The 13,908-nt window shown below is 70.5% G+C and carries 14 protein-coding genes; 10 read left to right on the forward strand and 4 right to left on the reverse strand.

Annotation, left to right across the window (positions count from 1 at the left end; genetic code table 11):
- Positions 1 to 3 precede the first annotated feature (3 nt).
- Positions 4 to 630 carry a hypothetical protein gene (locus VGN18_RS10965; RefSeq protein WP_414655041.1) on the reverse strand — a complete coding sequence of 209 codons (627 nt, stop codon included), beginning with the start codon at positions 628 to 630 and terminating at the stop codon, positions 4 to 6.
- Positions 631 to 705: 75 nt separating this feature from the next.
- Here VGN18_RS10965 and VGN18_RS10970 point away from each other — a divergent pair, with 75 nt between their 5' ends.
- From VGN18_RS10970 to VGN18_RS11015, 10 genes are all read left to right on the forward strand, one after another.
- On the forward strand, positions 706 to 1,197 hold the full coding sequence (locus VGN18_RS10970; RefSeq protein WP_327539724.1) for a hypothetical protein: 492 nt from the start codon (positions 706 to 708) through the stop codon (positions 1,195 to 1,197).
- Positions 1,198 to 1,263: 66 nt separating this feature from the next.
- Positions 1,264 to 2,766, forward strand: coding sequence for an NAD(P)/FAD-dependent oxidoreductase (locus VGN18_RS10975; RefSeq protein WP_327539725.1), 1,503 nt, complete (start codon positions 1,264 to 1,266; stop codon positions 2,764 to 2,766).
- 17 nt (positions 2,767 to 2,783) lie between these two features.
- Complete coding sequence (locus tag VGN18_RS10980) at positions 2,784 to 3,110, forward strand: putative quinol monooxygenase (RefSeq protein WP_327539726.1); 327 nt, start codon at positions 2,784 to 2,786, stop codon at positions 3,108 to 3,110.
- Between the two features lie 60 nt (positions 3,111 to 3,170).
- The gene (locus VGN18_RS10985; protein ID WP_327539727.1) at positions 3,171 to 3,812 is read left to right on the forward strand and encodes a hypothetical protein; all 642 of its coding nucleotides are present in this window, start codon (positions 3,171 to 3,173) and stop codon (positions 3,810 to 3,812) included.
- A gap of 64 nt (positions 3,813 to 3,876) precedes the next feature.
- The gene (locus tag VGN18_RS10990) at positions 3,877 to 4,272 is read left to right on the forward strand and encodes a PaaI family thioesterase (protein ID WP_327539728.1); all 396 of its coding nucleotides are present in this window, start codon (positions 3,877 to 3,879) and stop codon (positions 4,270 to 4,272) included.
- 58 nt (positions 4,273 to 4,330) lie between these two features.
- The gene (locus VGN18_RS10995) at positions 4,331 to 5,635 is read left to right on the forward strand and encodes a citrate synthase (protein WP_327539729.1); all 1,305 of its coding nucleotides are present in this window, start codon (positions 4,331 to 4,333) and stop codon (positions 5,633 to 5,635) included.
- A 38-nt stretch (positions 5,636 to 5,673) separates the two neighbouring features.
- Positions 5,674 to 6,858 carry a homogentisate 1,2-dioxygenase gene (locus VGN18_RS11000; RefSeq protein ID WP_327539730.1) on the forward strand — a complete coding sequence of 395 codons (1,185 nt, stop codon included), beginning with the start codon at positions 5,674 to 5,676 and terminating at the stop codon, positions 6,856 to 6,858.
- Between the two features lie 13 nt (positions 6,859 to 6,871).
- Entirely contained in the window at positions 6,872 to 7,981 is a 1,110-nt protein-coding gene (locus tag VGN18_RS11005) for a fumarylacetoacetate hydrolase family protein (protein ID WP_327539731.1), read from the forward strand.
- A gap of 42 nt (positions 7,982 to 8,023) precedes the next feature.
- Positions 8,024 to 8,563: an RNA polymerase sigma factor gene (locus VGN18_RS11010; RefSeq protein ID WP_327539732.1), complete on the forward strand. Its 540-nt coding sequence runs from the start codon at positions 8,024 to 8,026 to the stop codon at positions 8,561 to 8,563.
- Positions 8,560 to 9,297, forward strand: a complete 738-nt coding sequence (locus tag VGN18_RS11015; protein WP_327539733.1) for an anti-sigma factor domain-containing protein — start codon at positions 8,560 to 8,562, stop codon at positions 9,295 to 9,297. Before VGN18_RS11010 ends, VGN18_RS11015 begins: the two co-directional genes overlap by 4 nt.
- Positions 9,298 to 9,603: 306 nt before the next feature.
- Here VGN18_RS11015 and VGN18_RS11020 read toward each other — a convergent pair whose 3' ends face one another.
- Genes VGN18_RS11020 through VGN18_RS11030 form a run of 3 tightly spaced genes read right to left on the reverse strand, consistent with a single transcriptional unit; the run spans position 9,604 to position 13,693 of the window.
- Entirely contained in the window at positions 9,604 to 10,410 is an 807-nt protein-coding gene (locus tag VGN18_RS11020) for a DUF1295 domain-containing protein (protein WP_327539734.1), read from the reverse strand.
- Positions 10,407 to 12,428 carry a DUF1365 family protein gene (locus VGN18_RS21205; protein WP_327539735.1) on the reverse strand — a complete coding sequence of 674 codons (2,022 nt, stop codon included), beginning with the start codon at positions 12,426 to 12,428 and terminating at the stop codon, positions 10,407 to 10,409. Before VGN18_RS21205 ends, VGN18_RS11020 begins: the two co-directional genes overlap by 4 nt.
- Positions 12,425 to 13,693: an NAD(P)/FAD-dependent oxidoreductase gene (locus VGN18_RS11030; protein WP_327539736.1), complete on the reverse strand. Its 1,269-nt coding sequence runs from the start codon at positions 13,691 to 13,693 to the stop codon at positions 12,425 to 12,427. The genes VGN18_RS21205 and VGN18_RS11030 overlap by 4 nt, the downstream gene beginning before the upstream one ends.
- Between the last annotated feature and the right edge of the window lie 215 nt (positions 13,694 to 13,908).

A 13,908-nucleotide genomic window follows, 5' to 3' on the forward strand; every position in this document is an offset into this window, starting at 1 on the left:
GAATCACCCGTGCGCGAGCGCGGCCGATTCGCGGGCCACGTTCGCCCGGGCCGCTGCCTCCCAGCGCGCACGGGCGGGAGCGGTGACGTACAGCTCGGCCCGGGCCGCCAGGGCTTCGAGCACCGCCGAGCGACCGGTGCGCCAGGCGTCGTCCGGGACGGCCGCGTACTCGGCCCGCACACCGGCGACGTAATCGGCGTAGTCGGCGGGTGGCGCGGCCAGGATCGCGAGATCGGCGTCCAGCAGCACTGCGGCCGGTAGGTCGTCCGGCGCCGCTTCGTGGGTCAGGGTCGCCAGCACCAGCGCCTCCACCCGGGACGCGAGCTCCGGCGCTAGCCCGGCGCGAGTGAGAGCCGCCACGGCCCAGGCCGCGCTCGCCCGCTCGTCCTCACCCGGGCGGGCGTCGTAGACCACGTCGTGCGCGCAGGCGGCGAGCACGACGACGGCGCGGTCGCGCGCGGTCAGCCCCAGCTCGGTCCCGAGCCGGTCCGCGTCGGCCAGCACGGCCTCGACGTGCCGGGTCGTGTGATAGCGGCGGTGCGGCTCGGCGTAGCGGGTGACGAGATCGTCGGCCGCTCGGTCGGGCGTCCCGCCGAGGGTGCAGATCGCGTCGTCCCACGCCTGCCGGATCGCCGTCACCCGTCCATCATCGCCGGCCGGCTCACGAAGTCGGTAGGCCGGGCGCGGCGTGGGAATGCTTGCTGGGTGAACCGTTTCTCCGCCACGACCGAGTCCACCGCCGTCGTCGCTGCTCCGCGCAAGGACATCTGGGCGGTGCTGACCGATCCGGTCGTCCTCCCCGAGCTGACCCCGCTGCTCGAGCGCATCGAGACCGACGGCCGCTACTGGCGCTGGCACATGAAGAGCATCTCGGCGCTCGGGGTCAGCATCGCGCCGTCGTTCACCGAGCTCATGACCTTCGTCGAGGGCGAGCGCATCGACTACCGCCACGACGCCCCGGCCGGCTCGGTCGAGCGCACCGGCGCCGACGGCTGGTACGTGCTGGCCGACGTCGCGAAGGGCACCGAACTCGCCATCAGCCTCACCCTTTCGGTCGACCTGCCGCTGCCGCGGGCCGCCGCCCGCGCGGTCGAGAAGGTCATGCTGTCGACCATGGCCCGCACCGGCGACCGCTTCTCGGCCAACCTGTTGCGGCATCTGGGGGTCTCGTCCCAGGCGCTGATTACCCAGAAGTAACTTCGGCCTGGTGAGGTGCCGGGGCCCTCGGTACGGTGGGCTGGTCCGCCACGACCAGGAGGCCTCATGCCGGAGCAGCACGTCGACGTCCTCATCGTCGGGGCCGGTATCTCCGGCATCGGCATGGGCGCGCACCTCAAGATGGAGTGCCCCGGCAAGACCTACCTGATCCTCGAGCGGCGCCGGTCGATCGGCGGCACCTGGGACCTCTTCCGCTACCCCGGCATCCGCTCGGACTCGGACATGTTCACCTTCGGCTACGGGTTCCGGCCCTGGCACGAGACCCAGATCCTGGCCGACGGCACGTCGATCCGCGAGTACGTCGAGGCCACCGCCGCCGAGTACGGCGTCACCGACCGGATCCGCTTCGGCATCAAGGTCGTGAAGGCGTCGTTCTCGACCGAGACCGCCCGCTGGACCATCGACGCGATCGACGAGGCAACGGGCGAGCAGCAGCGCTTCACCGCCGACTTCTTCATGCCGTGCACCGGCTACTACGACTACGACAACGGCTACCGCCCCGAGTTCCCGAACGAGGACGCGTTCCAGGGCCGCATCGTGCACCCCCAGCACTGGCCCGAGGACCTCGATTACGCCGGCAAGAAGGTCGTCATCATCGGCAGCGGCGCCACCGCGGTGACCCTCGTGCCGGCGATGGCCGACACCGCGGGGCACATCACCATGCTGCAGCGCTCGCCGAGCTACATCCTCTCGCTCCCGGCCGAGGACAAGATCTCGGCCGGCATGCGCAAGGTGCTGCCGAAGTCGGTCGTCTACAAGCTGTCCCGGGCCCGCAACATCGGCATGCAGCGAGCGATCTACGCGCTGGCCAAGGCCAGGCCGAACCTCGTCCGCTCGATCGTGCAGAAGGGCGCCGAGCGCAGCCTCAAGGGCGCGGCGGACATCAAGCACTTCACCCCGAAGTACGACCCGTGGGACCAGCGCCTGTGCATCGTGCCCGACGGCGACCTCTTCCGGGTCATCCGCGAGGGCAAGGCCGACATCGTCACCGACACCATCGCGTCGTTCACCGAGACCGGCATCCGGCTCGACTCCGGCGAGACGCTCGACGCCGACATCATCGTCACCGCCACCGGCCTCACCGTGCAGCTGCTCGGCGGCACCACCGTCGAGGTCGACGGCGAGCCGATCACCCCGAGCCAGGGCGCCACCTACAAGGGCGTGCTGCTCGACGGCGTGCCGAACGCGGCGATCGTCTTCGGCTACATCAACGCGTCGTGGACCCTCAAGGCCGACCTCGCGGCCCACTACGTGTGCCGGCTGCTCAACCATATGGACGAGCACGGCTACACGCAGGTCGTCGCTCGCACGACCGAGGCCGACCGCGAGGAGGGCTCGATGCTCGGCGCGCTGTCCTCCGGCTACGTCAAGCGCGGGGAGGCCCAGCTGCCGCGCCAGGGCGTCGCCGGCCCCTGGCGGCTGACCCACAGCTACCTGCGCGACGTCCCGATGCTGCGCCGCTCGCCCATCGACGACGGCGTGTTGACCTTCAGCCGCGACCGGTCCGACGCGGCGAACCCGACGACCCGCCCCCGGGCGAGCGCCTGATCGGGAAGGATGCCCGCATGATCCTCATCGTCGTGAAGTGGAAGATCCGGCCCGAGAAGGTCGACGGCTGGTTGGACGCGATCGACCCGTTCACCCAGGCCGTGCGGGCCGAGGAGGGCAACCTGTTCTTCGAGTGGTCCCGCAGCGTCGACGAACCCGACACCTTCGTCCTCGTCGAGGGCTTCCGTGACTCCGCCGCGGGCGAGGCCCACGTGGCCACCGAGCACTTCAGGACGGTGCTCGAATGGACGCCTGACTGGGTGGCCGAGCGCCCGCAGATCATCCACGTCAACAGCTCCGACGCCACCGGTTGGGGCGAGATGGGCGAGGTCAGCCCCCGCTGACCGCACGACAAGCCGTCCGCCTCTGGTCATCCGGGCTGCAGGCCGCTTAAAGTCGATCATGTGCCACCCGCTCGACTCGCCGTGCTCGGCCTGCTTGCCGTCCTCGCGGCGGGGTGCGGGTCCTCGCGCCCCGGACGGGTCCGCACGGTGACCGTCGACGCCCCGAGCAGCAGCACGGTACCCGTGGCCACCCGGCCGGCGTCCCCGACGCGGGCGGTGCCGACCCGGCTGACCCGCCTGCCCGGACCGTGCGACACCCTGCTGACGGACTTCCTCGTCTCGCAGGCGCTCGGCGGCCAGCAGTTCAGGGGCAAGGACGTCTTCGTGGTCGGGCAGCCGGAACCCGACATCGGCCGCATCGGCTACCTCAACTGCCGCTACGGCGTCACCGGCGACAAGGCCGAGGTCGAGATCGGCGTCAGCCTCTACCGCACGGCGGCGCAGGCGGCCAAGCGCATCCCGGCCACCGTCGACGACTACACCGCCCACGGCGCGACCGCGGCCGACGTCACCGTGGCCGGCGAGGCGGGCCGCCTGCTCACCGGCGGCTCCGGCCCCGGCTACACGCTGCCGCTGCTCGTCGTCGCTTCGGGCCAGCGCACCGTCGCCGTCACCATCGACCGGGCGGTGGTCTCGGCGGCGAATGTCGCCCGGGACGCCGCGGCCGTGGCCCGGCTGGCGTTGCAGCGCACCGGTGGATGATCCGTCGATCACGCCGGATCGCCCCGGCCCCGGCGCCCCGGCCGGGCCGCGCTACCGTCGCACCGTGCTCGAGGGAATCACCGACAACGGCCTGAACAAGACACTCGGCTTCAGCCTGGACGAGGCCACGCCCGACCGCGTCGTCATGAGCTGGACCGTGGGCGAGCAGCACCTGCAGCCCTACGGCATCGTGCATGGCGGCGTGTACTGCTCCGCCGTCGAGGCCAGTGCCAGCATCGGCGCCGCGCTCTGGTTCGGCGAGCGGGGCCAGGTCGTCGGTGCGGCCAACCACACGAACTTCCTGCGAGCGGTGCGCGAAGGCCGCCTGGTCGCCACGGCCACTCCGATCCACCGCGGCCGCAGCCAGCAGCTGTGGCTCGTCGAGGTCACCGACAGCGACGATCGCACGGTCGCCCGCGGCGAGGTGCGACTGCAGAACCTGACCGCCGCTTCCGGATGAGCGGCGGCGTTCCCGCTACTAGGGTTCGAGTCACCGTCCGGTCGAGAGAGGACCACGAATGCCCGACGCCGAGAAGTCCGACGCCGCTGTTCTGACCGCCCCGGGCAAGGACGCGCTGACGCTCCCCATCCACGCCGCGACCGAGGGCTCCTCCGGCGCCGAGATCAGCAAGCTGCTCTCGAGCACCGATCTGGTCACCTACGACCCGGGCTTCGCGAACACGGCCTCGTGCTCGTCGGCCATCACCTACATCGACGGCGACGCCGGCATCCTGCGCTACCGCGGCTACCCGATCGACGAGTTGGCCGAGAACTCGACGTTCCTCGAGGTCAGCTACCTGCTCATCCACGGCGAACTGCCGACGTCCGACGAGCTGAACCGGTTCGAGGACAACATCCGGCGACACACGCTGCTGCACGAGGACATGAAGCGCTTCTTCGACGGCTTCCCGAGCGACGCGCATCCTATGCCGGTGCTGTCGTCGGCCGTGTCGGCGCTGTCGACGTTCTACCAGGACTTCCTGGACCCCTTCGACAAGGAGGACTTCCAGCTCTCCACCTACCGGCTGCTGGCCAAGCTGCCGACGATCGCCGCCTACGCCTACAAGAAGAGTGTCGGGCAGCCGTTCCTCTACCCGGACAACTCGCTCGGCTTCGTCGAGAACTTCCTGCGCATGACGTTCGGCTTCCCGGCCGAGCCCTACGAGGTCGACCCGGCCGTCGCCCGCGCCCTCGACCGGCTGTTCATCCTGCACGCCGACCACGAGCAGAACTGCTCGACCTCGACGGTGCGCCTCGTCGGCTCGTCGCAGGCCAACCTCTTCGCGTCGGTCTCGGCCGGCATCAACGCGCTGTTCGGTCCGCTGCACGGTGGCGCCAACCAGTCGGTGCTCGAGATGCTGCAGAAGATCAAGGCCGACGGCGGCGACGTCTCGGCCTTCGTCCAGAAGGTCAAGAACAAGGAGGACGGTGTCAAGCTCATGGGCTTCGGGCACCGCGTCTACAAGAACTACGACCCCCGCGCCGCGATCGTGAAGAAGTCGGCCGACGAGGTGCTGTCGGCCATGGGCAAGCGAGACGACCTGCTCGACATCGCCCTGGAGCTCGAGGGCCACGCGCTCTCCGACGACTACTTCGTCGAGCGCAAGCTCTACCCGAACGTCGACTTCTACACCGGCCTGATCTACCGGGCCATGGGCTTCCCGACCAAGATGTTCACGGTGCTGTTCGCCATCGGCCGGCTGCCCGGCTGGATCGCGCAGTGGCACGAGATGATCAACGACCCGTCGACCCGCATCGGCCGCCCGCGCCAGCTCTACATCGGCGAGACCCAGCGCGCGTTCGTGCCGCTCGAGAAGCGGTAACGCTTACCGCAGCCGGACGATCGTGAAAGGCTGCTGCCGTGGCCTACTACCAGCACCGCGGTGACATCCCGCCGAAGCGGCACACGCAGCACCGCTCCCCCGACGGACGGCTCTACTTCGAGGAGCTGATGGGCGAGGAGGGCTTCTCCTCCGACTCGTCGCTGCTCTACCACCGGGAGATCCCGTCGGCCCTGAGCGACGCCCGGCCGTGGGCGCTGCCCGACCAGGCGACGACCCCGAACGACCCGCTGCTGCCGCGCCACCTGAAGCTGCACTCGCTGTTCCAGACCGGTGAGGGCGTCGACGTCGTCACGGGCCGGCGGCTCGTGCTGGGCAACGACGACGTGCGCATCAGCTACGCCGTCGCCCAGGACCCCTCGCCGCTCTACCGCAACGCCGTCGGCGACGAGTGCGTCTACCTCGAGTCGGGGTCGGCGACGATCGAGACCGTCTTCGGGGCGCTCGAGGCTGTCGCCGGCGACTACGTGCTGATCCCCCGCGCCACCACGCACCGCTGGCTCCCGACCGGCGACGAGCCGGTGCGGGCCTACTGCATCGAGGCGAACTCGCACATCACGCCGGCCCGCCGGTACCTGTCGAGGTTCGGCCAGCTGCTCGAACACGCGCCGTTCTGCGAACGGGACCTCCACGGCCCCGGCGAGCCGCTACTCGCCGAGGGCGAGGCCGAGGTCTACGTGAAGCACCGCGGCGGCGGACCGTCCGGGCTGGCCGGGTCGGTGCACGTCGTGCCGCACCATCCGTTCGACGTCGTCGGCTGGGACGGCTGCCTCTACCCCTACCGCTTCAACGTCGCCGACTTCGAGCCGATCACCGGGCGCGTGCACCAGCCGCCGCCGGTGCACCAGGTGTTCGAGGGCAACAACTTCGTCATCTGCAACTTCGTGCCGCGCAAGGTCGACTACCACCCTCTGTCGATCCCGGTGCCGTACTACCACTCCAACGTCGACTCCGACGAGGTGATGTTCTACTGCGGCGGCGACTACGAGGCGCGTAAGGGATCGGGCATCGGCCAGGGGTCGATCAGCCTGCACCCGGGCGGCCATTCGCACGGCCCGCAGCCCGGCGCGTACGAGCGTTCGATCGGCGTCGAGTTCTTCGACGAGCTCGCGGTCATGGTCGACACCTTCCGTCCGCTCCGGCTCGGTGAGGGCGGTCGGGCGAGCGACGACGGCAAGTACGCGTGGAGCTGGAACCGGACATGAGCTGGACCCGCTGATGGGGTGGGGCATCGGCAACCTGCCCTACGGGTCGGTCGTCGGCCCGGACGGGCGCCGCTTCGCCGCCGTGCGCTTCGGCGACGCGGTGCTCGAGCTCGCCCGCGTCGACGCCGACCTGTTCGCCGCCGGTGGGCTCGACCGGTTCCTCGCCGCCGGCCCCGCCACGTGGAGCCGCGTGCGGGCCGAGGTCGTCGACACGCTCACCGCCGACCGTCACCCGCTCGTACCGCTCGCCGACGTCACGCCGGTGCTCCCGTTCGCCATCGGCGACTACGTCGACTTCTTCGCCTCCGAGCACCACGCGGCCAACTGCGGGCGCATCTTCCGGCCGGGCAACACCGACCCGCTGTCGGCGAACTGGCGGCACCAGCCGATCGGCTACGACGGCCGCGCCGGCAGCGTCGTGGTCTCGGGCACCGACATCGCGCGGCCGTCGGGCCAGTTCCCCGGCGACGACGGCCCGATCGGATTCGCCCCGACCCGACGCCTCGACCTCGAGGCCGAGGTCGCGTTCGTGGTCGGCCCGCCGGGCACCCGGATCGCGGTGGCCGAGGCCGACGAGCACGTGTTCGGCGTCTGCCTGCTCAACGACTGGTCGGCCCGCGACATCCAGGCCTTCGAGTCCGCGCCGCTCGGGCCGTTCCTCGGCAAGTCGTTCGCCACCTCGCTTGCCGCCTGGATCACCCCGCTCGAGGCGCTCGCGGCCGCGCGCACGCGCGTCCCGCAGGACCCCGAGCCGCTGCCACACCTGCGCGAGACCGGGGCACACGGGCTGCGTCTCGACCTCGCGGTCAGCATCAACGGGCAGGTGGTGGCCCGGCCCGAGTTCGGCTCGATGTACTGGTCCTACGCCCAGATGCTGGCCCACCTCACCTCGAACGGCGCGGCCGTCCGGACCGGTGACGTGTTCGCCTCCGGGACGGTCAGCGGGCCCGCACGCGGGCAGCGCGGCTGCCTGCTCGAGCTCACCTGGAACGGTGCCGAGCCGATAGAACTCGGTGACGGCACGAGCCGCACCTGGCTCGAGGACGGCGACGAGGTGGTCGTCTCCGCCCATGCCGGCGACATCACCCTGGGCGAGGTCGCCGGCCGCATCACCCGGGGCTAGCCCGATGGAACCGACGAGCAGGCGGACGACGAACAGGTGAACGTGGAGTCAGCACTCGCCGAGATCGGTGAACGCCTCAACCGGGGCGAGCCGGAGGCCCTGGAAGAGGCCTACCGCACCCTCGGGCCCCTCGTGATGTCCTATCTGAGCCGGTATGTTCCGCAGCCGGACATCGAGGACGTCATGCAGCGCGTCTTCTACGAGGTCTGGCGCGTTCACGAACGGTTCGATCCCGGCCAGTCGCTGCGCGGCTGGGTGCTCGGCATCGCCCGCAAGCGGGCCATCGACCACCTGCGCAAGCGGCGCGACGTCGTCGTCCCGCTGGACTCCATGCGCGAGATCACCGGCGACGACGGCCGCGAGGTCGCCGAACGCCTGGTGTGGGCCGACGAGGTGCGCGGCGCGCTCGACCTGCTGCCCGAACTGCAGCGCGACGTGATCGAGCTGGCCTACTTCGAGGGCTACACGCAGACGGAGATCGCCGCCGCCCTCGACATACCGCTCGGCACGGTGAAGACCCGCACGGCCCGCGGACTGCAGCGGCTTTCCGGACTGTTGGAGAATTCACGGGGGACCCGATGAACACGCACATCTCGGACGAGCTGCCTCGTCTGCTGACCGGAGAGGCCACGCGCGACGTCGTACTCGCCGCGTCGGCCCATCTCCGCGTGTGCCCCGACTGCCAGCAGGAGCTCGTCTCCGCCGTCGTCGCCCACGCGTCGCTCACCTCGGCCCAGCGGTTCGCGCCCGAGATCGTCGCCCGCGACTCGGAGGTGCTGTCCGACGAGGACCCTGACAGCGCGACCGACGCCACGCCCCTTCCGGACATGAGCACGATGTTCGCCCAGGTGCGCACCGAGGCAGCCCGGAAGACCCACGTCGCCGCCACGGCCCCGCGTCGCCGGCGCCTGCTGGCCGTCGCCGCCGCCGCGGCCGTGCTCGCCGGGGCCGGCGGCGTGACCTACGCGCTCACCAGCGACGGCGGCTCGTCCCAGGTCGTCACCCGCCAGGTCGCTCTCGCCGCGTTCGGGGTCGGCCACAAGCCCGCCACGGTCACCCTCATCGGCGACTCGAAGATGAAGCTCGACGCCGCGAGCCTGCCCCATCTCGACAAGCAGCACGTCTACGAGGTGTGGCTGACCAACCTGGCCCGCACCGACATGCAGTCGGTCGGCTTCGTGGGCAGCGACAACACGGCCGTGCTGCCGGTGAGCAGCAACGTGATGTCGCACTACAAGGCGATCGAGGTCAGCGTGCAGAGCATCGACCAGACGAGGTACAGCGGCATCAGCGTGCTGCGCGGCACCTACGGCTGACGCCCGCTGAACTGTCGCCTGCGCCGCGCCCGTCCCTCGAGTGGTGACAAGGTCGTCGGTCGTCTGGCGACACAGCGTCGGAGAGTCCGGCTTCGAGGCAGCGCGTCCTCGTATCGGGCCGTGCCCGCGACCTGGACCACGGCATCGAGCAGCTCACCGAACGGTCGCACGCCCCACCACCACGGGCGACGTGATCGGTCGCCCGCAGCGCGGACTCGGTGCCCGGGCCTCCTCGAGGACGCGGCAGGCGGTCCGCCGGTCTTCGGCCGCGATCAGGCTGGTCCGAGATCGAGCAGGGCTGACGGGTCAGGCGGAGGGGCGCTTCTTCGGGGGCAGCGGGAAGAACATGCTGGTGCGGGCGGCGTACTCGGTCCACCCGTCCCGCTTGCTCATGTGCCGCTCGAGGATGCGCGCGCCCGACCCCTTGGTCAGCAGCAGCGTCATGGTGACCGGCGCGAAGACGGTGACGACGCCGGGCAGCGAGTCGGCGGCGACGAGGAAGATGCCCCACCACACGCAGGCGTCGCCGAAGTAGTTCGGGTGCCGGGTGTAGCGCCACAGGCCGACGTCGATGACCTTGCCCTTGTTGGCCGGGTCGCCGCGGAAGCGTTCCATCTGGGCGTCGCCGGTGGCCTCGAAGAACACCCCGACCGCCCAGACGACGACACCGACCCAGGCCAGTACGCGCACCGGCTTGTCCTCGAAGCCGCCGACCAGGATCGGGGCGGCGATGACGAACGCGAGCAGGCCCTGGAGCAGGTAGATCGAACGCAGGGCGTACAGGTCAGGGTTGCCCTTGGCCTTGGCCAGCAGCTGGTCGTAGCGCGGGTCCTCGGCCTTGCCGATCGAGCGCCGGCCGATGTGCCAGGCGAGGCGCAGCCCCCACAGCAGCGGCAGGACCAGCAGCAGCCAGCGCCGTAGCGGATCGGTGTGCCCGGACGATCGGACGAACACCACGATCGCAACGGTGACGAAGAGCAGCCCCCACGTCGTGTCGATGACGCTGTGCTTGCCGGCGATCTTGCTGGCCACGAAGGTGGCGAGCAGGACGACGGCGAGTGCCCCGCCGGCCCAGGCCAGGGTGCCGGCGAAGGCCGACCCGTCGAAGTTCATCCCTTGACGTTATCCGCGGTCCAGGGACGGGTGGCGGGCATGCCGCTGACACCGTCGTCGGTGGCCTTGACGCAGAGGAACTGGTCGACCCCCATGCGTCCCTCCTCGAAGGTGAGCATGCCGCCGACGAGGTAGAGCCGCCAGACGCGCGCGACCTCCTCGTTCTGCAGCGCGACGAACTCGTCCCACCTGGCCTCGAAGGTGTCGAGCCAGTCCTTGACGGTAGTGACGTAGTGCTCGCGCATCGCCTCGACGTCGCGGATCTCGAAGCCGGCGTTCTGCAGGTGCTCCAGCGTGCGCGAGAGCGGGCGCATGTGCATGTCGGGCGCGATGTAGGACTCGATGAACGCGCCACCGCCCGGCGCCGTGCCGAGGTGGCGCGACATCTGCTGCAGCAGCAGGCGTCCGGTCGGCTTCAGCGCACCGAACAGGATGCCGGCGTAGACGGGGTACTGGCCCTCGCCGACGTGCTCGCCCATCTCGATCGAGCTGACGGCGTCGAACGTCTCGCCGGTGTCACCGAACTCCCGGTAGTCCTGCAGGCGCACCTCGACGCGGTCGGAGAGCCCGCGATCGGCAATCAGCTTGACGATGTGGTCGCGCTGCTGCGCCGACAGGGTGATGCCGGTGGCGTGCACGCCGTAGTGCTCGGCGGCATGCAGGATGAGCGAGCCCCAGCCGCACCCGACGTCCAGCAGGCGCATGCCCGGCTTCAGGTCGAGCTTGCGGCAGATCAGGTCGAGCTTCGCGCGCTGCGCGTCGACCAGCGACAGCTGCGGATCGGTGAAGTAGGCCGAGGAGTAGGCCATCGTCTCGTCGAGCAGCAGCTCGTAGAAGTCGTTGGACAGGTCGTAGTGGTGCGAGATCGCGGCCCGGTCGCGCAGGCGGGTGTGCAACCGTCCGGTCAGGCGGGCCTCGGTGGCGGGCGGCTTCGGCGGCACCCCGATCGCGCCGAGCCGGGCGACGGTCACCGCGGCCTTGACCTTGCCGCCGGTCGACAATGCGATACCCGTCGTCGGCCGGCGGCGCGCGAGCGTCCACGCACGGCGGAACCCGTCGGCGAGGTCACCGTCGACGTCGATCTCACCGGTGACGTACGCGCGTGCGAGCCCGAGCTCCCCGGGCGCCCACAGCAGGCGGCGCAGCGCGCGGCGTGAGCGGATCACCAGCACCGGCCCGTCCTTCGGCCCGGCCTCGCTGCCGTCCCAGGCGCGCAGGCGGACGGGCAGCTCGATGCCGACCGCGTCGCGGACGAGATCGGCAAGACGGTTCGCGACGGAGCTGGACACGGTGACCTCCCGGCCGGACGGATGTTCGGGGCGTGGCTGGATGGGCAATCCCTTACGCCACAAGCGGATTCCATGAACGGTGATGAGTGCGCGCACGACCCAGGTCTCGAGCGGGCGACGCAACGCCGCGGCGACGACGGTGCGCGTGTCGGCCGGCACGGCCACCCCGCGCACCGAGGCGACGAACGGGCGCTCCCCCGGCCGGTGCATCGTGACGGTGAGCGCGAGCCGGTCGGCCGGCTCGGGCAGGCTCATCCGGTACGAACCGTCGACCGGGTAGAAGGGCGAGACGTAGAACTGCTTCTCGGTGTCGGCGCGCCCCGCGTCGTCCGTGCGCAAGAGGTAGCGATGGCGCTGGCTGTAGGTGTTGTGCACCTCGGCGACGACGCACACCACCGCGCCGGACGGGTCGTGGCACCAGAACAGCGTGAGCGGATTGAACACGTACCCGGCGCTGCGTGCGTTGGCCAGCATGGTGATCCGCCCGCCTCGCAGGTCGATGCCGTTCTCGGCGAGGTAGGCATCGACGTTCTCGCGCAGCGACCGCCCGGGATCGCCGAGATGGTCGCGCGCCTCGAAGCGGGCGAGCCAGCGCAGCCCGCGCGGCAGACGGGGCAGGTCGTCGAGATCGACGAACCACTGGTAGCTGCGGTGCCGGACCTCGTGGCGCACCGGTGACGAGCGCACGTGCGCGATCTCGATCTCGTACAGCCGCGCGGACACGGTCACCAACTCGCGCCGAGGCTTGCGGCCGCGTCGACGCCCGACCGCGCGCCGTCCTCGTGGAATCCCCAGCCGTGGTAGGCGCCGGCGAAGCCGAGGACGCCGTCGTTGAGCTCGGCCAGCCGGGTGCGGGCGGTGACCGACTCGGTCGTGTACACCGGGTGCTCGTAGCTCATCCGGTCGATCACGGTCGCCGGATCGACATGTTGCTCACCGTTGAGGGTGACGACGTAGGTGCGCTGTGCGCCCAGCTCGTCCAGGCGCTGCAGGCGGTTCATGTTGTAGCTCACTTGGACCGCGTCCGGGCGCGCGTCGCAGGAGTTCATCACGTAGTTCCACGACGCCTGGGCGCGGCGGGCTGTGGGCAGCACCGACACGTCGGTGTGCAGCAGCGTCGGGTTGACCGTGTAGTCGATCGCCCCGAGCACTTCGCGCTCCGGTGAGGTGGGTTCGGCGAGCATCGCCAACGCCTGGTGCGGATGCGTCGCGATGACGGCGCCGTCGTAGTGCTCGGCCGAATCGTCGTCCGCGCGGATCTCGAGCCCATCGGCTCTGCGGCGCACCGACCGCACCGGGGCGGACGTCTGCACGGCGGAGAGCCCCTTGGCCACCCGCTCGACGTACCGAGCCGACCCGCCGACGACCGTGTACCAGACCGGCGAGCCGGTCACCTGGAGCATGCCGTGGTTCTGGAGGAAGGAGAACAGGTAGCGCGCCGGGTACTCCCCCGCCTGGCTCGGCGCGGTGGACCACACCGCGGACACCAGCGGGGTCACGAAGTGCTGCTCGAAGTAGGGCGAGAAGGAGTTGTCGCGCAGGAACTGCGACAGCGTGCGGTCGTCGCTGTCGGAGTCGAGCAGCTGCTGGGCGCGGCGGTGGAAGCGGCGCACCTGGGTGAGCATGCGCAGGTATCTCGGGTTCGAGACCGTCCGGGCCGAGGGCAGCAGGCCGGACAGGCCCCGACCGCCTGCATACTCCAGACCGCAGCCGCTGCACGCGATCGACATGCTCATGTCCGACTCCTGCGTGCTGACGCCGAGTTCGGCGAACAGGCGCAGCAGGGTCGGATAGGTGCGCTTGTTGTGGACGATGAAGCCGGTGTCGACCGCGAGGGCATGACCACCGTCCACCGGTACGTCGTGGGTGTCGGCGTGACCGCCGAGCCGTGCGTCGGCCTCGTAGAGCGTGACGTCGGCCTCGCGCTGCAGCACGTGCGCCGCCGTCAGGCCGGCCACACCGCTGCCGACCACCGCGATCTTGCGTCTGGCCACCGTGACCCGTCCTTCCGTCGCCTCGAGAAGAACTTCGCGGTGGGTGGCGCCGACGGTTCCGCTCTGCAGTGACGAGCAGTGTGACGCAGATCCGCTCCGGGCGAGACACGGGGCGGTGATCAGGACATGACGAAGGGGCGGCGGCACGGGAGGGATGTGCCGCTCGCCCCTTCGTGTCCGAGTGTATTCCATGCCGGGTGGGTCGATGCAACAGT

The organism is Jatrophihabitans sp. (genome assembly GCF_036000465.1).
GTDB lineage: Bacteria > Actinomycetota > Actinomycetes > Mycobacteriales > Jatrophihabitantaceae > Jatrophihabitans.